Here is a 20570-nt window from a genome sequence, read left to right as displayed (position 1 = left end):
GAATACCCCGGCTGGTCGACATCGTGTGGTCACGGGCCTGCCTGGCGAGGCGCCGGGGTCCCGGCCCCGCCGAGGATCACAACGTGAGGTGGCGTAGTGAGCTCGTCCGAGCAGGGCACTCCGGACCCGGCCGATATCGGAGGCGCGTTGCCTGCTGGGGCCGGCCTGGGCTCCGGGCGGTCGCCGGCCGGCGGGTCACGGCCCGCGCGCGGGCCCGCGCCAGCCGCGGACCGCGGTGCCTGGGACGACGACGGCCTCGGTCCGGCGGCCGGCGACGGTGACGCCGAGGGCGACCGCGTCGCCGACGAGCCCGATGACTCCGCCAAGCCCACAACCCGCCTAGGTCGGCGGGTACGCGACGCGGACCTGCCCGATCGGCTTCGCCGATCGGGCAGGAACCCCGGGCGCGCGCGGCCCGGGCGCGGCGACCGCGAGGACGGGCGCGGCTCGTTCCTGCGCGAGCTGCCCGTTCTCGTGCTCATCGCCTTCGTCCTGGCGCTGCTGATCAAGGCCCTGCTCGTACAGGCCTTCTGGATCCCGTCGGAGTCGATGGAGCGGACGCTGCTCATCAACGACCGGGTGCTGGTGAACAAGGTCGTCTACCACTTCCGTGACGTCCACCGCGGCGACATCGTCGTGTTCAACGGGGACGGGACCGGTTTCCAGAGCCACGAGTCGGTGATCGCCCCGCCGAGCAACGGGTTCAGCCGGTTCGTCCGCGGCACCCAGAACCTGCTCGGTCTGGGCGCGCCCAGCGACAAGGACTTCATCAAACGAGTCATCGGCGTCGGTGGCGACACCGTGAGCTGCTGCGACAGCGACAACCGGGTCATGGTCAACGGCAAGGCGCTCGACGAGCCGTATGTCTTCGAGAACGACTTCCAGCCCTTCGCCCCGGTGAAGGTGCCCGATGGCCGGCTGTGGGTGATGGGCGATCACCGCGGCGCCTCGTCAGACTCGCGCGCGAACGGGACGATCCCGACCAGCGCCGTCGTCGGCCGCGCGTTCGTGCGCGTCTGGCCACTCAGCCGGTTCGGTTTCCTCACCGTTCCCGGCACCTTCCATGGCATTCCGGCGGCCAGCTCGGCGCGTCCCGTCACCGGCACCGCCACTCCCGGTACCCAGGGCGATGAGTCGCTGCCGGTCGGAACGCCCGCTTCGGTGCCTCTCGTCGGCGTGCTCGCACTCGCCATTCATGCCGGCGGCGGCCGACGCGGGCTGTCGCCGGGCCGCGGGCCGGGCGGCGGGCGGGCGTCGTGTCGAAACGGACGACGGTGGGCGCGGTGGCGACGTTCGCGATGAGGCCCCCGGGCGTGGTCATCCGGCGCGACAGCGGTCTGTTCGGCTACGAGCGAGCGCTCGCGCGCCGCGGTCTTGGCCCGGTGGCCGGCGTCGACGAGGCGGGCCGTGGCGCCTGCGCCGGCCCGCTGGTGGTGGCCGCGGTCATCCTTGATCCGCGCAGGACCGGGCGCCTCAGTGCCCTCGCCGACTCCAAGCTGCTGACCGAGCGGGTCAGGGAACGCGTCTATGACGACGTGACGGCCGTGGCGTCGGCGTGGTCCGTGGTCGTGATCCCGGCGGCCGACATCGATCGGCACGGGCTGCACGTCATGAACATCGCCGGGATGCGTCGCGCCGTGGCGCGCCTCGCGGTACGGCCGGGATATGTGCTCGTCGACGGGTTCCCGGTCCCTGGGATCGACGCGCCGTCGCTCGCGGTGCGAAAGGGCGACCGGGTCGCGGGCTGCGTCGCGGCCGCCTCCGTCATCGCCAAGGTCACTCGGGACCGGATCATGTGCCGGCTGCACGAGCGCTATGGCGAGTACGATTTCGCGCAGCACAAGGGATACGTCACCGCCGCGCACGCCGCGGCACTGGCGCTACACGGGCCGTGCAAGGAGCACCGCCTGTCGTATGTCAATGTCCAGTCCCTGGTCGCGCAGGGTGGGGACTTTCGATCGGTGCGGCTGGAGGAGACCGTGGCAGTGGCCGGCCGGCAGGACACGGAGACCGTATGAGCGCCGAGGACCTCGAGAAGTACGAGACCGAGATGGAGCTGCAGCTCTATCGGGAGTACCGGGACGTGGTCGGGCTCTTCTCGTATGTCATCGAGACCGAACGCCGCTTCTACCTCGCCAACGAGTACAAGATCGACGTCCGGAACACCTCGGACGGCGAGGTCTTCTTCGAGCTGACGCTGCGGGACGCCTGGGTGTGGGACATGTTCCGGCCCGCGCGTTTCGTGAAGAACGTCCGGGTTGTCACGTTCAAGGACGTCAACGTCGAGGAGCTCACGAAGGCGGAGCTGTAGCGCGGAGGCCACATTCCCCGTACTCCCGGTCACTGGTTGCGCCCGGCCTGACGTGACGGCTCGGCGGCTGGTGTCTCGCGCCGAGCCCCGGGTTCGGGTGGGCCGTGGCCGGTGAGGCCCCTCCTGGCTGACCCGTCTTCCTGCCACTTCTGTGGACGGCGGACCGTTGTCCACAGGAGCGTCGGGCGGCCTCGACGCGGGGCCGCCGGGCTCGCACGCTGATCCCGCTGGCGGCAGCAGCCGCCGTGGGCGGCGCACCGTCCTGGCAACAGCCAGGCCACGCCGCTCGGGTGAAGCCGGTCGTGGACGGCCGGCGGACGGCGGGGGTCCGGCTGTGACATCCAGGCCAAGAACGGGCCACCAGGCCAAGGACGTGCTCGGTCGGTTCGGTGAGGAACTGGCCGCGCGCCACCTCGTCAAGTGCGGCGCCGAGATCCTCGACCGGAACTGGCGGTGCCGCGAGGGCGAGCTGGACATCGTCGCCCGCGAGGCGGGCACGCTGGTGTTCTGTGAGGTCAAGACCCGCTCCGGAACGCGGTTCGGCACACCGGCGGAGGCCGTCGTGGGCCGCAAGGCCGCCCGGGTGCGCCTGCTGGCCGTGCGCTGGCTCGCGGAGCACCCGCGCGTGCGCGGCCCGGTGCGTTTCGACCTGTTGGCGGTCAGCCGCGACGTGATACCGGGCGAGCCCGGGGCGATGCGCGTCGAGCACCGGCGCGGGGCGTTCTGATGGCCCTGGCTCGGACCCTCGCCGTCGCCGTCGTCGGTGTCGAGGGCCACCTGGTGGAGGTGGAGGCCCACCTTTCCGGCGGCCTGCCCGGCCTCGCGCTGATCGGGCTGCCCGACGCGGCGCTCGCCGAGGCCCGCGACCGAGTCCGTGCCGCGGTCCTCAACTCCGGGCAGAAATGGCCTGACGAGCGGATCACCGTCGGGCTGTTCCCGGCGACCCTGCCGAAGTCAGGCAGCTCCTTCGACCTGGCGGTGGCACTCGCGATCCTCGCCGCCGCGGGTGTCGTCCCGTTGCCCGACCCGCGCCGACGCGTGGTGCTCGGCGAGCTCGCGCTGGACGGGCGGGTGCGCCCGGTGCGCGGCGTGCTGCCAGCGGTGCTGGCCGCCGTGGGCGCGGGCGTGAGCAGGGTGGTGGTCCCGGTGCGTAACGCCGCCGAGGCGGCGCTCGTCCCCGGCGCCGAGGTCGAGCCGGTCCCTGACCTGCGCAGCGCGATCGGTCTGCTGCGCGGTGAGTACGAGCCCGAGCCGGCTCTGGCCATGGCGGGCGACGTCGCGGACCTCCCGGGTCGGCTTCGTCGATCCGGCAGGAACCCCGGCCCCGCGTGGACGGACGAGACGGATCTTGACCTCGCCGACGTCGCCGGGCAGAGCCGCGGCCGGCTCGCGGTCGAGGTCGCCGCCGGCGGCGGCCATCACCTGTACATGCAGGGGCCGCCGGGCGGCGGTAAGACGATGCTGGCCGAACGGCTGCCAGGGCTCCTGCCTGATCTGGACCTAGAGGCGGCCATCGAGGTGACGGCCGTGCACTCGGTGGCCGGCGTACTGCCCTCCGACACGCCGCTGGTCAGCCGTCCGCCTTACCGCAGCCCGCACCACAGCGCGACGCCGGCCGCGCTGGTCGGCGCCGGCACCACCGTGATCCGTCCCGGGCTCGCCTGCCAGGCACACCGCGGGATTCTTTTCTTGGATGAGGCCCCCGAATTCGGGCGGACCGCGCTCGACGCGCTGCGGCAGCCGCTGGAAAGCGGCATGATCGAGATCGCGAGGGCGCGGATGACCACCCGGTTCCCCGCCCGGTTCCTGCTGGTACTGGCGGCCAACCCATGCCCGTGTGCCAAGACCGGCGTCAGGGGCGCGAACGCCTGCGAGTGCCCCAGCATGGTCCGGCGCCGCTACCAGGCGCGGCTGTCCGGCCCCCTGCTCGACCGGATCGACCTGCAGGTCGAGCTCGGAGCACCCAGCCGGGCTGAGCTGCGGGCGGACGTCGGCTCGGCCGAGTCCAGCGCGCTGGTCGCCGAGCGGGTCGCCCAGGCGCGGGCGGCCATGGCCGCGCGGTTGCACGGCACCCCGTGGCGGACGAACGCGGAGGTGCCCGGCGCGACGTTGCGGCGCCGCTGGCCGCTGTCGCCGTCGGTCACGTTCGCCGCCGACCGGGCCTACGAGACCGGGTCGCTCACCGCTCGCGGTCTCGACCGGGTGCTGCGGGTCGCGTGGACGCTGGCCGACCTGCGTGGCCTGGACCGGCCTGGTGGGACGGAGCTCGGCCTCGCGTTGAGCCTGCGCATCCCCGGGCGGGAAGCATGAACGCGCCAGATTCTCCCGCCGGGCAGGCCGGGCAGGCTGGCCTGGGCCTTGACGGCGCTCCAGACGGCGAGGGCTCGGCGGACCGGCTCGCGCGGGCGGCACTTTCGCACCTCGTCGGGTATGGCAACGTGCGACTGGCGGGTCTGCTGCGCACCGTTGGCCCCGCCGAGGCCTGGGCCCAGATCCGCGCCGAGCATCCGGACATCGAGCCGCGCCGCGACCTGGACCGGCTGCGCCAGCTCGGTGGGTGGCTGGTCTGCCCCGGGGACCCGGGCTGGCCGTCGGGCCTCGACGGCCTGGACCGGGTGGCGGAGCGGGGCGAGCCGGAGTACGGCGCGCCGCTCGCGCTCTGGGTCCTTGGCGAAGCCGACGCCGCGCGGAAGGTTCTCACGGACGGTGACCAGCGCGGCGTCGCGGTTGTCGGCAGCCGGGCCGCCACCGCCTACGGGCAGCACGTCGCGAGCGAGCTGGCATGCGCGTTGGCCGAACGGGAGTGGACGGTCGTCTCGGGCGCGGCGTTCGGGATCGACGCCGCCGCGCACCGAGGCGCTCTCGCCGGCGGCGGAATGACGGCGGCCGTGCTCGCCTGCGGCGTCGACATCCCCTACCCGGCCGCGCACGCGCGGTTGCTCGAAGAGATCCGTGGTAACGGTCTGCTGGTCAGTGAAGTGCCGCTGGGCAGCCCCCCGCTGCGTCGACGTTTTCTCATCCGTAACCGACTTATCGCCGCGCTCACCAGAGGCACCGTGTTGGTCGAGGCGGGTGTGCGCAGCGGCGCGCTCAGTACCGCGCGGCATGCCCGCCGGCTGGGCCGCGGGCTCATGGTCGTCCCCGGCCCGGTGACCAGCGCGATGTCGGCCGGCTGCCACCGGCTGCTGCGTGACCACCGCGAGGACTGTGCGCTGGTCACCGACGCGCGCGACATCGAGGAGGAGATCGGGCCGGTTGGTCTCGCTGGCGGCCCCGCGGGCGTTCCCACCGGCCCACGCGACGATCTGCCCGCGGCGGTTCACGCCCTGCTGGAGGCCATGCCGACGCGCGGCGTCGCCGGCGTCGCGGTGCTGGCGCGGCGAATCGGCCGGGAACCCAACGAGGTGCTCGCCATGCTCGGCCCGCTCGAACTGGAAGGACTCCTCGAGTCCAGGCCGGACGGCTACCGGCTGACCGCGCTCGGACGCGGTCCGGACCGGCCTCGGCCGACCCGGCCCTCGCTGGCCCAGCGCCACCCCGCGGCACCCGACCCGGCCGGCTCGGCCCCGGCCGGCACGTCCCACGTCGGCATGCCCAACGCGGATGCGGACGATGACGCCTTGTTCCCGATGCGGGAGGTAAACCCATGACCCCGAACAATCAGCTCGCCGGACTGCGTGCCGCCCTGCGGCTTGTCCAGCGCGACCTCGACAGCCATCCGGGTGACGGTCCCGCCATCGGCACCGACGACGACGGGACTGGTGGCCTCGACCTGGACGGCGACGGCTCGGGCGAGGCCACCGGACTCGCCGTCGCGGGGAGCAGCCGGTTCCGACTGGTCGGCACCGAGCAGGGGTTCTTCGTGGCCCTGCCGGACGGACGGTTCTGGCCGGCGGGTGCCGGGCCGTTGCCTCTCGGCGCCGAGGGGGACGAAGCCGTTCTCGCCGTCGCCCTGGGTGTGCAGGAGTGCTTCGCGGAGATCCTCTGGCATGCCTGGCCGCGCTGCCCGCGGCACGGCGCGGCGCTTCGCGCCGAAGCCCGGACTCCGGCCGACGAGGTGATCTGGCGCTGCGGCGCGGACGAGGGCCACGACGTAGCCCCAGTCGGACACCTGGCGATTGCGGCCCCGCGTCCCTCCGCGACTCCCCGCCAGGCATTTGCCGGATCTTCCCCCGCGCAGCCCGGCCCCGAGACGGACAACTGACCGGCCGTCCGGCGGCTGTCGCCGCGCCGCACGGTTGTCGTCGCAATCGGAGGGGCGGGCGGAGATGCGTACATCGGCGGGATGGCGAACGCGCGATCAAGCTGGCGTGACGTGACCGCTGTGAGGTGGTGAAGTGGCGGCATGCGACCGACTGAGGCTTCTGGACCGGGTGGTGCTGGGGAACCCGGCTGGGACCGAGCGGTGGCCGCCTTCGTGGACCACCTGATCGCGGAGCTGAACCGGTCACCACAGACCGTGCGCGCCTACCGGGCGGATCTCGCGAGCCTGCGGGCACATGCCATCAGGCTGGGAAGGCCGGAGCTTACGGCGCTCGACCTGGCCGTGCTGCGGGGCTGGCTCGCGAGCCTGCGCGCGGACGGCGCCGCGCCGGCCACCCTCGCGCGCAGAGCGTCGGTCGCGCGGGCGTTCTCCGCGTTCGCCGCGCGGCGCGGCCACCTGCCGGAGGATGTCGCGGCCCGGCTGGCCGGTGCGCGCGCGCCGAGGCGGATCCCACGGGTGCTCACCGTGGAGCAGGCACGCACCCTGCTCGCCGGGCCGCCGTCGGGCCCCTCCCCGGCCGCCGACGAGGCTGGCTCTGAGACGCGGGGCGGCGTCGGCGGGCCGCCGGCCGGCGGCCGGGGTTCCTCCCGGATCGGCGAGACGATTCCCGCCGCATCGGACACGGGGCCCCTGCCGGATCGACGACAGGGGCCCAGCCGCATCGGCGAGGCCCGCGGCTGCTCTGGGATCGACGAAGCCCAGGGTCCCTCCCGGATCGGCGAACGCGATCTGGGAGGTGTGTTGGGAGGTCGGCTATCTGGGGGGCCTGCTGGGCGGCCGGCGATCCGGGCGGCCGGCGATCCGGAAGGTCGGTTGGCTGGCGCGCTGCGGATGCGCGACGACGCGGTGCTCGAACTGCTCTACGCCACCGGCGTGCGCGTGTCCGAGCTGTGCGGGCTCGACCTCGACGATGTCGACCATGAACGGCGCCTGCTAAGGGTCACCGGCAAGGGCGACCGGCAACGCGCCGTTCCCTATGGCCTTCCGGCGGCCCGCGCGCTTGCCAGCTGGTTGCGTTCCGGTCGGCCCGAACTCGTCCGAACGTCCTCGAGGGCCTCCCAGCCTGGCTTCGTCGATCCGACAAAAGCCCCCGGGCCCCCGAGCATTCCGAGCACGCCCAGAGCGTCGGCTGGGTCTGCGGCCTCGGCCGGGTCCGCCCATGCCCTGCTGCTCGGCGCCCGTGGCGGTCGACTGGACCCCCGGACCGTGCGGCGGATCCTGGCCGCCCGGCTCGCCGCGACGGGCGGCCCGGATGGCGTGACCCCGCATGGACTGCGGCATTCGGCAGCCACCCACCTGCTCGACGGCGGCGCGGACCTGCGCTCGGTGCAGGAACTGCTCGGCCACGCCAGCCTTGCGACCACCCAGATCTACACCCATGTCACCCCGGAGCGGCTGCGTGCCGCCTTCCAACAGGCCCATCCGCGCGCCTGATCCGGCCAGGGCTCCGCGTGGCGCGACCGCGAAGCCTCCTGGCTCCGCGTGGCGCGACCGCGAAGGCTCCTCGGCCGTTCACCGTCAGCCTGCTCCCATTCCGAGGCTGGTGACGGGGATCGGGCGGGCCACGGGGAGCAGCCGGGGTGGGTCGGGGAGCAGCAGAACAAGCGGGCTGAGGTAGGCGGCACCGCGCAGCAGGCCCCAGTGCAGGCAGGCGTCCTGAGAACAGCCGGGGTGGCCCGTGGCCAGCCGGCCGAGTGGCGTCCCGGCCGTCACCCGCTGGCCCGCGCTGACGAGCACGTCCAGCGGCTCGTACGTGGTCCGCAGCTCGCCGTGGGTCACCGCGACGACGCCTCGCCCCGCGAGGACGCCCGCGTAGCTCACGACCCCGTCCCCGGCCGCCCGCACCATCGCTCCGGCCCGAGTGCGCAGGTCGATGCCGCGGTGCCCGGCACCGTAGGGAGTAGCCGGGGGCTGGAATGGCCGGGCAACTGTCAGCGACCCGTCCAGCGGCGCCCGCCATCTGACCGCGGCGGCCGGCACCGCTCGCCCCTGTGGGACGAGGCCGGAGCCCGGGGGAGTGCCGCCGGGGACGGGGCCGACGGTGCGCTGGCCGTCCGGAACGGGACCAAGGCCGGAGTCCGACCGTGCCGGGCTGGCGGTGGGGCTGGCGCCGTCGGTCTTCCTGCCGCCCGCCTGGCTCGTAACCCGACGGCCGGCGGTGGCCAGGCCGTCGGCGGTGGCCGCGACGCTGGGCTGGCGCTCGACGACGGTGGGCCGCGGCGCCGAGCCGCCCGAATCTGGGGAGGCGACGCTGCTCAGCCGAGGCGCCGCGGCGAGCCGCTCGGCCACGGCGGCCGGTCGGTCGGCGGTGATCTGGCCCGCGGTGGCGGGGCGAGGCCAACCGCCGAGTGCCAGGACGGCGGCCAGGAAGGCGGCGGCGACGAGCGGCGGGATGCGCGGGTCGTGGCTCGGGGCGGGGGCCATGGGAACTCCTGCGGCTCGGCGGGCCTTGGAGCGGCCGGGGGCGGGAGGCGCGGTGTGGAGGACCGGACCCCGCCCCCGGCCGCCGTGCGCCGGCCCGGGGGCGTCGTCGGCCGGCCCGGCACACGATGTGCGCCCCGAACCCGGCGCGCCAGTGCGAGCCCGGCGGCTGTGGACAACCCGGGTCCTGTGGGCAACCGCCGCATAGTTGCCAACCGGACGCCGAGCTGAGGATCCCCGCGAGCGCATCGACCCTCATCTCGGCCGGCCTGGCGGCCGGAGGCGCGGCGGCGCCGAGCAGGCCCTCGGCCGGGCCGAGTATCATCGGCAACGGAGCTCCGCAAGGAGCTCACTTCGCACGCCCGCTCCCGGCGGGCGCGGCAGGCCATGGTCGTCCTGTCGATGTCGTGTCTCGACGTCGTCGGTCGATCACCGACGGCCTCCCGCGCCCCGTCGCCACCCGGTCACTCGGCCGGCGTGGTCGGGAGGGCTCCCTCGGTCCGCCGCGTCGCGGCGGAAGGGGCCTATCGGGCGTCAGGGGTCGCCGGCACCTGCCGCGGCCGACAACCGAGACAATCCGGCCTTGCGTGCCGGACGGGAAGGAGCGGCGGTCATGGCCGTCGTCACGATGAGGCAGCTGCTCGAGAGCGGCGTGCACTTTGGGCACCAGACCAAGCGCTGGAACCCGAAGATGAAGCGCTACATCCTCACCGAGCGCAATGGCATCTACATCATCGACCTGCAGCAGACGCTGTCCTACATCGACCGCGCCTACGACTTCGTCAAGGAGACGGTCGCGCACGGCGGAACGGTGCTGTTCATCGGCACCAAGAAGCAGGCGCAGGAGGCGGTCGAGGAGCAGGCCCGCCGGGTCGGGATGCCGTACGTCAAGGAGCGTTGGCTCGGCGGCATGCTGACCAACTTCTCCACGGTCTACAAGCGCCTGCAGCGGCTCAAGGAGCTCGAGGAGATCGAGCTGACCGGCGGCACCGAGGTGCGTACCAAGAAGGAGCAGCTCGTGCTGAGCCGGGAGAAGGCGAAGCTCGAGCGCACCCTCGGCGGGATCCGGGACATGTCCCGGGTGCCCAGCGCGGTCTGGGTCGTCGACACCAAGAAGGAGCACATCGCCGTCGGGGAGGCGCGCAAGCTCAACATCCCCGTTGTCGCGATCCTGGACACCAACTGTGACCCGGACGAGGTCGACTACCCGATCCCGGGTAACGACGACGCGATCCGCAGTGCCGCGCTGCTCACCCGTGTGGTCGCGGATGCCGTCGGGGCCGGCCTGATGGCCCGCGCCGGCGCGAGCGCCAGCGACGTCAAGCCGGAGCAGATCGCGGCCGACGAGCCGCTGGCCGAGTGGGAGCAGGAGGTCCTGCGCCGTGACGCCGAGGCCCCGGTTGAGGCTCCGGCTGAGGCTCCTGCCGAGACCCCGGTTGAGGCTCCGGCCGAGGTCGCGCAGGACACCGTCGGCTCCTCGGTCTGAGGCTGACGCGGGCGGCTACTTCGCTTGTGCGGGGCTCCGCGTCCCTGCCTGATCGGTATCACCGATCAGGCAGGGAACGGTCCGCGCGACCAGCGGATCGGCGCGGCAGGCGCCCGCGGCAGTTCTGGTCGGTTGGCGTTGCATGCTGGGCGGGCCATCTGCCCAACCAGGAGACGAAGCGGCATGCCCTGACCAGGTACGCCGCGCGAGCCGCCTTACAGGCTCAAGGCGATCGAGGACCGATGCCCTCAGGCTCGTCGCGAGTGCCGGGGAGGGCGGGGCGCCCCGCGCCGGCTCCGGGGCTGCCTTGTGCCAGCGCAACAAGGATGTCGACCGCGGTAGCTGCCCCGCCCGTGGACATCCCCTGAACCGCAATAAGCGCAGGAGGGCGCGAAGCGCCCGACGACGGGCGGGAACGCCCGTCACACCCAGAACGGGACGACAAAGACGATGGCACAGATCACTGCCGGCGAGATCCGCAAGCTCCGTGAAGTAACCGGGGCCGGGATGAGCGATGTCAAGAGGGCGCTCGTCGACCACGACGGCGACTTCGAGAAGGCGAAGGCCTGGCTGCGCGAGAAAGGCCTCGCGGGCGTCGCCAAGCGGTCCGGCCGCTCGACCGCGAACGGCCTGGTCGACTCCTACCTGCATCGCACCGACCCGCAGCTCCCGCCGACCATCGGGGTGCTCGTCGAGCTGCGCTGCGAGACGGACTTCGTGGCCAAGACGGAACAGTTCCAGCAACTCGCCCGCGACATCGCGCAGCACATCGCGGCCGCCGACCCGCTGTACGTGACCGCGGACGCGATCCCGAACGAGGTCGTCGAGCAGGAGCGGCGGATCTATGCGGCCGCCGCCCGCGAGGAGGGCAAGCCGGAGCCCGCGATCACCAAGATCGTCGAGGGCAAGCTGAACGGCTACAGGAAGAGCGTGGCGCTCCTCGACCAGCCGTGGGTGAAGGACGGAAAGATCACCATCGGTGCGCTCGTCGAGGACGCGGGCGCGTCGCTCGGCGAGAAGATCGAGATCGGGCGCTTCGCTCGCTTCAACATCCGCCAGTCATAGGGCAGGCGCCGCGGGATTCGCCCGTTTAGGCATCCTTTGGGACCGGCTCCGGGGTTTCTGGGCAGTGATGCTCGGGAGACAGCCCCGGAGCCGCGTCTGGTTTCGCCTCCTGGTTACTCGGTCGTCGGCGCTTGGCTGGGGCGGTGAACGCGGCCCCGGCCGGAGGCCGACGTTCCCTTCAACGGCGGGCCGCCGACAGAATGGCCCGCCGACTGCCCCGCGTCTCCGGTTGCCCGCCCGTACACGGGCATCAGTCCTACTGAAATGACCGGGCGACCTGCCGCCGGTGGGGCCGGGCCACCAGGGACGGCCCCGGATGGGGCAGACTGGCAGTCAGCGAAGACCTCCGGCCGAACATCACGGCCGCTGGCGCGGCCAAAGGAGGCGCGATGCTCCACGCGCGCACCTCCGGCGGCCCCTGTGGGGAGAGGGCCACCCGTGATCGATCAAGCCGAGGTGGCCACCGGGCCTGAGAGCACCGAGCCCAGGTGGCCGCGTGTCCTGCTCAAGCTGTCTGGTGAGGCGTTCGCCGGCAGCGATCAGCTGGGCATCGACCCCGTGACCATCTCGACGATCGCGCGGCAGGTAGCGCACGTGGCCCGGTCGGGCATCGAGGTCGCGATCGTCGTCGGCGGGGGCAACATGTTCCGGGGCCAGGCACTCGCCGAACGCGGGATGGACCGGGCCAGAGCCGACTACATGGGCATGCTCGGCACGGTCATCAACTGTCTCGCCCTGGCCGACTTCCTTGAGCGTGAAGGCACGGTCACCCGGGTCCAGACGGCGATCGCCATGGGCCAGGTCGCCGAGCCGTACCTGCCGTTGCGCGCCATCCGGCACCTGGAGAAGGGGCGGGTCGTCATCTTCGGAGCCGGTCTCGGCGCGCCGTTCTTCTCGACCGACACCACCGCCGCGCAGCGGGCCCTGGAGGTCAAGGCACAGGCCGTGCTCAAGGCGACGAAGGTGGACGGCGTCTACGACGCCGACCCGCGGACCAACCCGGGCGCGGTGCGCTTTGACACGCTCACCTACGGGGAAGTCCTCACTCGTGGGCTGAAGGTCATGGACGCCACCGCGATCAGCCTCTGCATGGACAACGCGATGCCGATCGTCGTCTTCGACCTGCTGACCGAAGGGAACATCTCGCGCGCCGTGCGGGGTGAGAAGATCGGGACTCTGGTTAGTGTCGACGCCTACGGAACGGAAGGACAGCGGTGATCGACGACACACTCCTCGAGGCCGAGGAGAAGATGGACAAGGCCGTCTCGGTCGCCAAAGAGGATTTCGCCAACATCCGGACGGGCCGGATCACGCCCGCCGTGTTCTCGAAGATCCTCGTCGACTACTACGGCGCGCCCACCCCCGTCCAGCAGCTCGCATCGTTCCACATCCCCGAGCCCCGCATGGTCATTATCACGCCGTATGACAAGTCGTCGCTGGCCGCCGTCGAGAAGGCGATCCGCGACTCCGACCTCGGCGTGAACCCGGGCAACGACGGCTCGATCATCCGTGTGGTCTTCCCGGAGCTCTCCGAGCAGCGGCGGCGTGACCTGGTCAAGGTGGCCCGCGGAAAGGCCGAGGACGCCCGGATCAGCGTCCGCAACGTGCGTCGCCATGCCAAGGAGGCACTGGACCGGATCGTCCGGGACGGCGAGGCCGGCGAGGACGACGGCCGCAGGGCGGAGAAGGACCTGGACGAGGCGACCCACCGCTATGTCGCCCAGATCGACGAGCTACTCAAGGCCAAGGAGTCCGACCTCCTGTCGGTCTGAGCGCTTCCAGCTGGTCTGGGCGGTCCTCAGGCGGCGGTCCTAGCGTTCTCCACGGCCGGGCCGGCCGTCCGGTCAGCCGGCCGGCCAGTCGGGGTCGGCTCCGGGCCGGTCCACGACGGCCGGCGGCGAGCCCCCGCATGGCGCCGAGGGCGACGTGCGGGGATCCGCCGCGAGCGCGGAGCCTCGTTCGGCAGGGCGGCAGGGTCCCCTCCGAATCCACGTGGACGAATCCGAGGGGATGTTCCTCGGCGGCCCCCAGTGGCCCATCATGCCTGGCTGGGGGACGATCCCCCGGACCAACGACGCAAGGTCAGCGAAGGGGCGAGGTGAGCGAAGGTCTGCGCGCCACGGCGCCGGCCGACGGGCTGGGCCACGAATCCGCCCCCGCCGATCCATCGGCGCGGATCCGGACCTCCGAGAACGGCTCCGCCGGTCTCGGAGGGGCCCCGGAGGACCCAGCCTCACGGCTCCGCGTCAGCGGGCCCGTCGGCGAGCCTGTCGCGCCGGCCGCGGCCGACGCGCCGGATGGCGTGGTCGTGAGCCCGCCCGCCGAGGGTGAGCCTTCCCCTCAGAACCATGTGGGGCAGGCGGATCAAACCGGCCCCGCCGACGAGCCGGCCCGGCCCGCCCGCCGGCGGATCCGGGCTGGCCGCAACCTGCCGGCGGCCATCGCCGTCGGCGCCGTGCTCGGTGCGCTGATCCTGGTGCCGCTGTTCACGCTCAAGGCCGGGTTCGTCGGCGTCATCAGCCTTGCCGTCGCGATCGGCACCTTCGAGGTCGTGCGGGCGCTGCGGCTCGCGGGGCTGCGGCCGCCGCTGGCACCGCTGGTCGCCGGCGCGGTGGCGATGCCGATCGCCGCCTACGCCGGCGGGCCCGGGGCGCTGGTCGGCTCGCTCGCGCTCACCGTGCTGCTCGCCGTTGCGGTCCGGGCCGTCGGCGAGCCGGCGGGGCTGCCGGCCGACCTGGCAGCCACGATCTTCGCCGCCGTCTATGTCGGGTTCGCCGCCGGCTTCGCGGCGCTGCTCACCGCGCCGGCCGACGGCAGCTGGCGGGTGGTGGCCTTCCTCGGGACGGTCGTCGCCAGCGACATCGGTGGCTACACCGCCGGCGTGCTCTCCGGCGGGCGCCACAAGCTCGCGCCGTCGGTCTCACCGGGCAAGTCCTGGGAAGGTTTCGCCGGCTCCGCCCTCGCCTGCGTCGTGGTGGCGAGCGTGGTCGTCGGCTGGCCGCTCGGCGGGCACGTCTGGCAGGGGGTTCTCCTTGGGCTCGCCGTCGTGTGCACCGCCACGGTCGGCGACCTCGGCGAGTCGCTGCTCAAACGCGACATCGGCATCAAGGACATGGGCAACCTGCTGCCCGGTCACGGCGGGGTCATGGACCGGCTCGACTCCCTGCTGTGCACCGCGCCGGTCGCCTGGCTGCTCATCAACTCCTTCCTGCCACCGAGCTGACCGCCGCCCGGTCCCGACCCGCGTTGCCCGCCCTCGCGGGCCGCGGGCGGCCGGGAGGGCACCGCCTTGTCTCGGGATATCCTTGCTTCTGCCTTGGCCGTATCCCTGCTTCTGCCTCGAGCTGCCCGCGGGGTCCCCGGGGTTCCTGCCGGATCCGGGGTCCCTGCCCGATTGGCGAAGCCAATCGGGGAGGTCTGGAAGCCGATCTGGGAGGTCTGCGATCTGTCTGCCTAGCCAGATCTGGGGTGAGCCTGCGGACCAGCACCGGGTAGCGCATTGGCAGATCGGTGGGGAAGGAGGGGCTATGACAGCCATCAGCGCCGGAACCGGCCATGCCGGCAGGACCGATGGTCCAGCCGGGCGGGCGGTGGGCCTCACCGTCACGCCTCGTCGGGTGAAGCCACCACGGCACCTGGCCGACCTCTCCCGCGACGAGCGCCGCGCCGCCGCGGTCGAGCTCGGTCAGCCGGCCTTCCGGGCCGACCAGCTCGCCCGGCACTACTTCGCCCGGCTCGCCGCGCCCGGCGACACGGCCGGCATGACCGACCTGCCGACCGCCGCCCGCGACGTGCTGGCCGACGCGCTGCTGCCGAGGCTGCTGACCGCCGGCGGGACGCTCACCTGCGACAACGGCGCGACCCGCAAGACCGCGTGGCGCACCGTCGACGGCGCGACCATCGAGTCGGTGCTGATGCGCTACCCGGACCGGGCGACCGTGTGCGTCTCCAGCCAGGCCGGCTGCGGCATGGGCTGCCCGTTCTGCGCGACCGGCCAGGGCGGGCTCACGCGCAACCTGACGGTCGCCGAGATCGTCGAACAGGTCGTGGACGCCGCCAGGGTGCTGCGCCGCGGCGAGCTGCCCGGTGATGATGGGCATCCCGGCCAGGCGGGGCGCGAGGCTGACTCCTCGTCGGGCTCCGGGAGGCCGCGGGACCGACTGTCCAACGTGGTGTTCATGGGCATGGGCGAGCCGCTCGCGAACTACCGGACGCTGGTCACCGCGCTGCGCCGGATCAGCGACCCGGCCCCGGACGGCCTGGGGATCTCCGCCCGCGCGCTCACCGTCTCCACGGTCGGCCTCGTCCCGGCGATCGACAGGCTCGCCCGCGAGGGGCTGCCGGTGCGGCTCGCGGTCTCCCTGCACGCTCCCGACGACGAGCTGCGCGACACCCTCGTCCCGATCAACACCCGCTGGAAGGTGGCCGAGGTGCTCGACGCCGCCTGGGAGTACGCGTCGCTGACGGGACGGCGGGTGAGCATTGAGTACGCCCTCATCGACGGGGTCAACGACCAGCCCGAGCGGGCCGATCTGCTCGCTCGGCGTCTCGCCGGGCGACCCGTGCACGTCAACCTGATCCCGCTCAACCCGACCCGGGGATCGAGCTGGCACGCCAGCGCCGCGGCAGCCGAGCGGGAGTTCGTCGCTCGGCTGCGCGCCCGCGGGATCACCACGACGGTCCGTGACACCCGCGGGCGCGAGATCGCGGCCGCCTGCGGCCAACTCGCCGCTGACGACGCCGCCAGCCCCCGCCGCGCGGGCGACGCCACTCCGGGCGTCACCGACAACCTTGAGGGCGTCCTGGGCCTCGACGACGCCGACGTGGGCCGTGGCCTTCAATAACCCGTCGTCCAGGGCCGGTGCCGCCGGCCGCGACGGTGCCGCCAGCCGCGGTGGCGCCGCTGGCAGGGGTGGCGCCGCTGGCAGGGGCGGCGGCGCAGGCCGGGCCGGCGACGTCTCGGCCCGTCGGGTTTCGGCGCGTTCCTCGACCGGTCGTGGCCTGGCCAGCCGCCTTGAGCCCGGCGCGCGCGATGCCACCCCCGGACGGGGGCATCGTGCCTCCGGGGCGCGGCGCGGGCAGGCCGCGCGCCGCGGCGGCCTGCTGGCGGGCACGTCCAGGAGCACGACCCTGGTACCGATCGCCGCCGCCGCCATCGTGCTCCTGATGCTGCTCTGGTACGCACTCGCGCGCGGCCCGGCCGACTCGCCGGGCGGGGCGGGGGAGAACATCGCCGCCGCCGCGCGGGCGGGCCTTCCCGATGACGCCGCGGGGACGGCCGCCGACGGGAACGGCGACGGCGACGCGACGGTCGTCGCGGCCACCCCCGGTCCGAGCGGCTGCCAGACCGGCAAGACACTTCGGGCGGGCGTGACCACCGAGACCGTCACCGTCGGCTCGACGAAGCGCAGCTACCTGCTCGCGGTCCCGCCCGCCGCCGCCGGCGACACCCAGCCGCGGCCGCTGATCCTCAACTTCCATGCCGACGGCCAGGCGCCCACCGACCAGGAGGCCTACACCGGGCTGGCGGGCGAGGCGACGAAGCGCGGCTACGTCGTCGTCGACCCGGCCGGGGTCAACAACCGGTGGAACTTCATCCGGTCGAGCGCCGTCGGGCCGGACGACGTCGCGTTCGTCGCCGCGCTGCTGAACGACGTGCGCGGCCGGGGCTGCCTTGCCGACGGCCGGGTCTTCGCCTCCGGGTTCGGGGACGGCGCCGACATGGCGGTGGCCGCGAGCTGCGCGCTGCCCGGGCGGATCGCGGCGATCGTCTCCGTTGCCGGCAGCACGGTGCCGGCCAGTTGCGCGAAGTCGGTCACGAACCTTCTCGAGGTCCATGGCGCGGCCGACCAGATTGCTCCCTGGGACGGAGGTGGCGCGCCGCGGGCCGCCCCGTTCACCGGGGTCACCGCGCAGCCGGTGCCCGAACGCCTCGGCCGCTATGCCCAGGCCGTCGGCTGTTCCGCCGCGCCCAAGGCACAGCCCCTGCCAGGGCTGGGCCAGCTGACCGCCTGGACCTGCGACGGCAAACCCGACGTCGGCGCCCTGTCGGTCACCGGCGGCGGGCATACCTGGCCCCAGGCGGAGGCGCGCCCCGAGCTCGGCCCGACCGCGACGTCGTTCAGCGCGACGGTGGTCAGCCTTCTCTACTTCCAGGCCCACCCGGTGGTTGGCTCGGTCGTCTCGGCGGACTCCCCAAGCATCGGTGACTCCCTGGGCCGCGCCCTCGCCGGCGGCTGAGCGGTCTCACCCCGATCCCGCCGCGCCCGGTCCTGAGGGGTTCGTGCCCGGCGCGGGCCGGGTGGGAATCGACGGTTCGCGGCACCTGTGAGCCTGATCCGGGCAGGTTCACGGTGCGGCAGCCGTCCGCGTGTCCGAGGCTGTTCCCGAGCTCGTCACTTCTGCTTCAGGTTGTTCACGGCGTCCTCGCCGACTGGCTACGGAATGGAACGAACGCCGAACCCGGCGGCGCGGGCCGAGACGTCACCAGCCAGTCGGCGGGCGCGGGGTGTCATGAACCGAACAGGGGTGAACCGAACAGGCCGTCGTCGGGCCGCGGACGAGCCTGCGACAATGGGGTGGTGTCGCAGCCACGGGTCGTTCGTGAGGTCGTTCTGCTCGGGTCGACGGGATCGATCGGAACTCAGGCGATCGACGTAGTCCAGCGCAACCCGGACAAGTTCCGCGTCGTCGGTCTGCTCGGCGGCGGCGGGCGGGTGGACCTGCTCGCGCAGCAGGCCCTCGACCTGGGTGTCGAGGTGGTCGGTGTGGCGGCCGCGTCCGCCGCGCAGGATCTCCAGCTGGCCTTCTACGCCGAGGCCGCCAAGCGTGGCTACCGCCGCGGTGGGTTCGCGGTCCCGAAGATCCTCGCCGGCCCCGAGGCCGCCATCGAGATCGCCGCCTGGCAGTCGGACATCGTCCTCAACGGCATCACCGGCTCGGTCGGCCTCGCGCCGACGCTGTCGGCGCTCGCCGCCGGCCGGACGGTGGCGCTCGCCAACAAGGAGTCCCTGGTCGCCGGCGGGCCGCTGGTGCTCGACGCGCTCGGGGGCAACCCGGACCGGCTGATCCCGGTGGACTCCGAGCACTCGGCGCTCGCGCAGTGCCTGCGCGGGGGCCGGCGCGACGAGGTGCGCCGGCTGGTGCTGACCGCCAGCGGCGGCCCGTTCCGTGGCAAGCGCCGTGAGGAGCTCGCCGCTGTCACCCGTGAGCAGGCTCTGGCCCACCCGACCTGGGACATGGGCCCGTTCGTCACGATCAATTCGGCCACCCTGATGAACAAGGGGCTGGAACTGATCGAGGCGCACCTGTTCTTCGGCGTGCCCTACGACGACATCGCCGTGGTCGTGCACCCGCAGTCGCTGGTGCACTCGATGGTCGAGTTCTACGACGGCTCGACGATCGCCCAGGTGTCGCCGCCGGACATGCGGCTGCCGATCGCGCTCGCGCTCGGCTGGCCCGACCGGGTGCCCGAGGCGCAACGCCCGATGGACTGGACCACCGCCCAGAACCTGACGTTCTTCCCGCTTGACGACGAGGCGTTCCCCGCCGTCGGGCTCGCCCGCGAGTCGGGCAAGCGAGGCGGGACAGCGCCAGCGGTGTTCAACGCGGCGAACGAGGAGGCGGTCGGAGCCTTCCTCGCCGGGAAGCTGCCGTTCGTCCGGATCGTCGACATCGTCGCCGAGGTCCTCTCGGCGCACGAGGTGATCGAGAAGCCCTCGCTCGACGAGGTCTTCGCCACCGAGCGCGAGGCGCGGGCCGCCGCCGGCCGCCTCATCGAACGCGCGGTGGCCGACGAAGGCTCGGTGGTGTCACGGTGATGGCCTTGGGCATCGTCGCCTTCGCGGTGGCGCTGCTGGTCTCGGTCTGCCTGCACGAGGCGGGGCACTTCTTCACGGCCCGCCACTACGGGATGAAGGCGTCCCGGTTCTTCGTCGGCTTCGGCCCGACCGTGTGGTCGCGCAAGCGCGGCGAGACGGAGTACGGCCTCAAGCTGGTCCCCGCCGGCGGGTTCGTGAAGATCGAGGGGATGACCCCCCTCGAGGAGATCGACCCGAACGACGTTCCGCGGGCGTTCTACAACAAGCCGGCGCGAGCCCGGCTCGTGGTGATGTCGGCCGGCTCGGTCGTGCACTTCATTATCGCCATTCTGCTGATCTACGTCGTCCTGTTGGCCCTGGGCGCGCCGGCGAAGGTGAGCGAGAACAAGATCGGCGCGACCAGCTGCGTGTCGACGAGCGACCAGTGCTCGGGCGATGGACCCGCGGCCGCCGCCGGCATGAAGGTCGGCGACCGGGTGCTGTCCTTCGACGGCGTGCGGGTCACGAGCTGGAAGCAGTTCACCCAGCTCGTGCGTGACCACGGCGCGGGCGCCGCGACCGTGGTCGTCGACCGGGACGGCAAGCAGGTCACCCTGCGCCCGGACCTCGTGCAGGTGCTGCGCAACCGGCAGACCGGCGCGGCGGGGACCGACCCGGTCGGGGCTCTCGGCGTGAAGCCGGGCTTTGACTCCGAGCGCTATGGCCCGATTGCGGCGATCCCGCGCACCGGTGAGGTCATCTGGTCCGGCGTCACCGGGATGTACGACACGCTGACCCACCGTCTCGACGAACTGGGCAACCTGTTCAGCGACAACCGTGACCCCGCCGGTTTCGTCAGCGTCGTGGGCGCGGCCCGCATCGGCGGTGACGTCGTCGCCGCGCCGGACAGCTCCTGGCCAGACCGGATCCGAAACTTCCTGGTCCTGGTGGCGGCGATCAACCTGGCCGTCGGGATCTTCAATCTGCTGCCGTTGCTGCCGCTCGACGGCGGCCACATCGCCGTCCTCGCGTTCGAGCAGACGCGGCACGGCCTGCGGCGCCTGCGTGGCTACCGTGGCCCCGTACAGCGGGTGGACTTCGTCAAGCTGTTACCAGCAACGTACGCGACGGTCGTCGTATTGCTCGGGTTCAGCCTGCTTATCCTGTCCGCCGACATCGTCAACCCGATCCATCCGTAGTGATCCGCGAGGCGCGCCGCTCCGG

At 72.9% G+C, this 20570-nt stretch carries 18 protein-coding genes; 17 read left to right on the top strand and 1 reads right to left on the bottom strand.

Annotated elements, in window-relative coordinates; genetic code table 11:
- Positions 1-96 precede the first annotated feature (96 nt).
- The 8 genes from lepB (at position 97) to BCD48_RS54015 (ending at position 8009) form a co-directional block, all read left to right on the top strand.
- Positions 97-1302, top strand: coding sequence for a signal peptidase I (gene lepB, locus BCD48_RS47155; protein ID WP_083419090.1), 1206 nt, complete (start codon positions 97-99; stop codon positions 1300-1302).
- On the top strand, positions 1299-2018 hold the full coding sequence (locus tag BCD48_RS23690) for a ribonuclease HII (protein ID WP_071050642.1): 720 nt from the start codon (positions 1299-1301) through the stop codon (positions 2016-2018). Before lepB ends, BCD48_RS23690 begins: the two co-directional genes overlap by 4 nt.
- Complete coding sequence (locus tag BCD48_RS23685; protein ID WP_007516692.1) at positions 2015-2311, top strand: DUF2469 domain-containing protein; 297 nt, start codon at positions 2015-2017, stop codon at positions 2309-2311. The genes BCD48_RS23690 and BCD48_RS23685 overlap by 4 nt, the downstream gene beginning before the upstream one ends.
- A 334-nt stretch (positions 2312-2645) precedes the next feature.
- Entirely contained in the window at positions 2646-3038 is a 393-nt protein-coding gene (locus BCD48_RS23680) for a YraN family protein (protein WP_071050564.1), read from the top strand.
- The gene (locus tag BCD48_RS23675) at positions 3038-4621 is read left to right on the top strand and encodes a YifB family Mg chelatase-like AAA ATPase (RefSeq protein ID WP_071050563.1); all 1584 of its coding nucleotides are present in this window, start codon (positions 3038-3040) and stop codon (positions 4619-4621) included. Before BCD48_RS23680 ends, BCD48_RS23675 begins: the two co-directional genes overlap by 1 nt.
- Positions 4618-5961: a DNA-processing protein DprA gene (gene dprA / locus BCD48_RS23670; RefSeq protein WP_083419089.1), complete on the top strand. Its 1344-nt coding sequence runs from the start codon at positions 4618-4620 to the stop codon at positions 5959-5961. The genes BCD48_RS23675 and dprA overlap by 4 nt, the downstream gene beginning before the upstream one ends.
- The gene (locus tag BCD48_RS23665; RefSeq protein WP_071050562.1) at positions 5958-6515 is read left to right on the top strand and encodes a hypothetical protein; all 558 of its coding nucleotides are present in this window, start codon (positions 5958-5960) and stop codon (positions 6513-6515) included. Before dprA ends, BCD48_RS23665 begins: the two co-directional genes overlap by 4 nt.
- Before the next feature lie 201 nt (positions 6516-6716).
- Positions 6717-8009: a tyrosine-type recombinase/integrase gene (locus BCD48_RS54015; RefSeq protein WP_071050561.1), complete on the top strand. Its 1293-nt coding sequence runs from the start codon at positions 6717-6719 to the stop codon at positions 8007-8009.
- An 84-nt stretch (positions 8010-8093) separates the two neighbouring features.
- Here BCD48_RS54015 and BCD48_RS52475 read toward each other — a convergent pair whose 3' ends face one another.
- Positions 8094-8999: a peptidoglycan DD-metalloendopeptidase family protein gene (locus BCD48_RS52475; RefSeq protein WP_071050560.1), complete on the bottom strand. Its 906-nt coding sequence runs from the start codon at positions 8997-8999 to the stop codon at positions 8094-8096.
- Positions 9000-9609: 610 nt separating this feature from the next.
- On the opposite strand from BCD48_RS52475, the gene rpsB reads away from it, so the two are divergent.
- The 9 genes from rpsB to BCD48_RS23610 all read left to right on the top strand — a co-directional run bounded on the left by rpsB (position 9610) and on the right by BCD48_RS23610 (position 20545).
- The gene (gene rpsB / locus BCD48_RS23650) at positions 9610-10482 is read left to right on the top strand and encodes a 30S ribosomal protein S2 (protein ID WP_071050559.1); all 873 of its coding nucleotides are present in this window, start codon (positions 9610-9612) and stop codon (positions 10480-10482) included.
- 450 nt (positions 10483-10932) lie between these two features.
- The gene (locus BCD48_RS23645; protein ID WP_071050558.1) at positions 10933-11547 is read left to right on the top strand and encodes a translation elongation factor Ts; all 615 of its coding nucleotides are present in this window, start codon (positions 10933-10935) and stop codon (positions 11545-11547) included.
- A 438-nt stretch (positions 11548-11985) separates the two neighbouring features.
- Positions 11986-12765, top strand: a complete 780-nt coding sequence (gene pyrH / locus BCD48_RS23640; protein ID WP_071050557.1) for a UMP kinase — start codon at positions 11986-11988, stop codon at positions 12763-12765.
- A complete protein-coding gene (gene frr, locus BCD48_RS23635; RefSeq protein ID WP_071050556.1) occupies positions 12762-13319 on the top strand; it encodes a ribosome recycling factor in 558 nt (185 codons plus the stop codon). The genes pyrH and frr overlap by 4 nt, the downstream gene beginning before the upstream one ends.
- A gap of 326 nt (positions 13320-13645) precedes the next feature.
- The gene (locus tag BCD48_RS23630; RefSeq protein WP_241841943.1) at positions 13646-14770 is read left to right on the top strand and encodes a phosphatidate cytidylyltransferase; all 1125 of its coding nucleotides are present in this window, start codon (positions 13646-13648) and stop codon (positions 14768-14770) included.
- 304 nt (positions 14771-15074) lie between these two features.
- Positions 15075-16391, top strand: a complete 1317-nt coding sequence (gene rlmN / locus BCD48_RS23625; RefSeq protein WP_083419088.1) for a dual-specificity RNA methyltransferase RlmN — start codon at positions 15075-15077, stop codon at positions 16389-16391.
- The gene (locus BCD48_RS51525) at positions 16378-17787 is read left to right on the top strand and encodes a CE1 family esterase (protein WP_071050555.1); all 1410 of its coding nucleotides are present in this window, start codon (positions 16378-16380) and stop codon (positions 17785-17787) included. Before rlmN ends, BCD48_RS51525 begins: the two co-directional genes overlap by 14 nt.
- 341 nt (positions 17788-18128) lie before the next feature.
- The gene (gene dxr / locus BCD48_RS23615; protein ID WP_071050640.1) at positions 18129-19367 is read left to right on the top strand and encodes a 1-deoxy-D-xylulose-5-phosphate reductoisomerase; all 1239 of its coding nucleotides are present in this window, start codon (positions 18129-18131) and stop codon (positions 19365-19367) included.
- Positions 19367-20545 carry a M50 family metallopeptidase gene (locus tag BCD48_RS23610; RefSeq protein WP_071050554.1) on the top strand — a complete coding sequence of 393 codons (1179 nt, stop codon included), beginning with the start codon at positions 19367-19369 and terminating at the stop codon, positions 20543-20545. The genes dxr and BCD48_RS23610 overlap by 1 nt, the downstream gene beginning before the upstream one ends.
- Positions 20546-20570 lie beyond the last annotated feature (25 nt).

It is taken from the genome of Pseudofrankia coriaricola, from assembly GCF_001854805.1.
Classification (GTDB): domain Bacteria; phylum Actinomycetota; class Actinomycetes; order Frankiales; family Frankiaceae; genus Pseudofrankia.
This window is presented reverse-complemented; position numbering and strand designations above follow the sequence as displayed.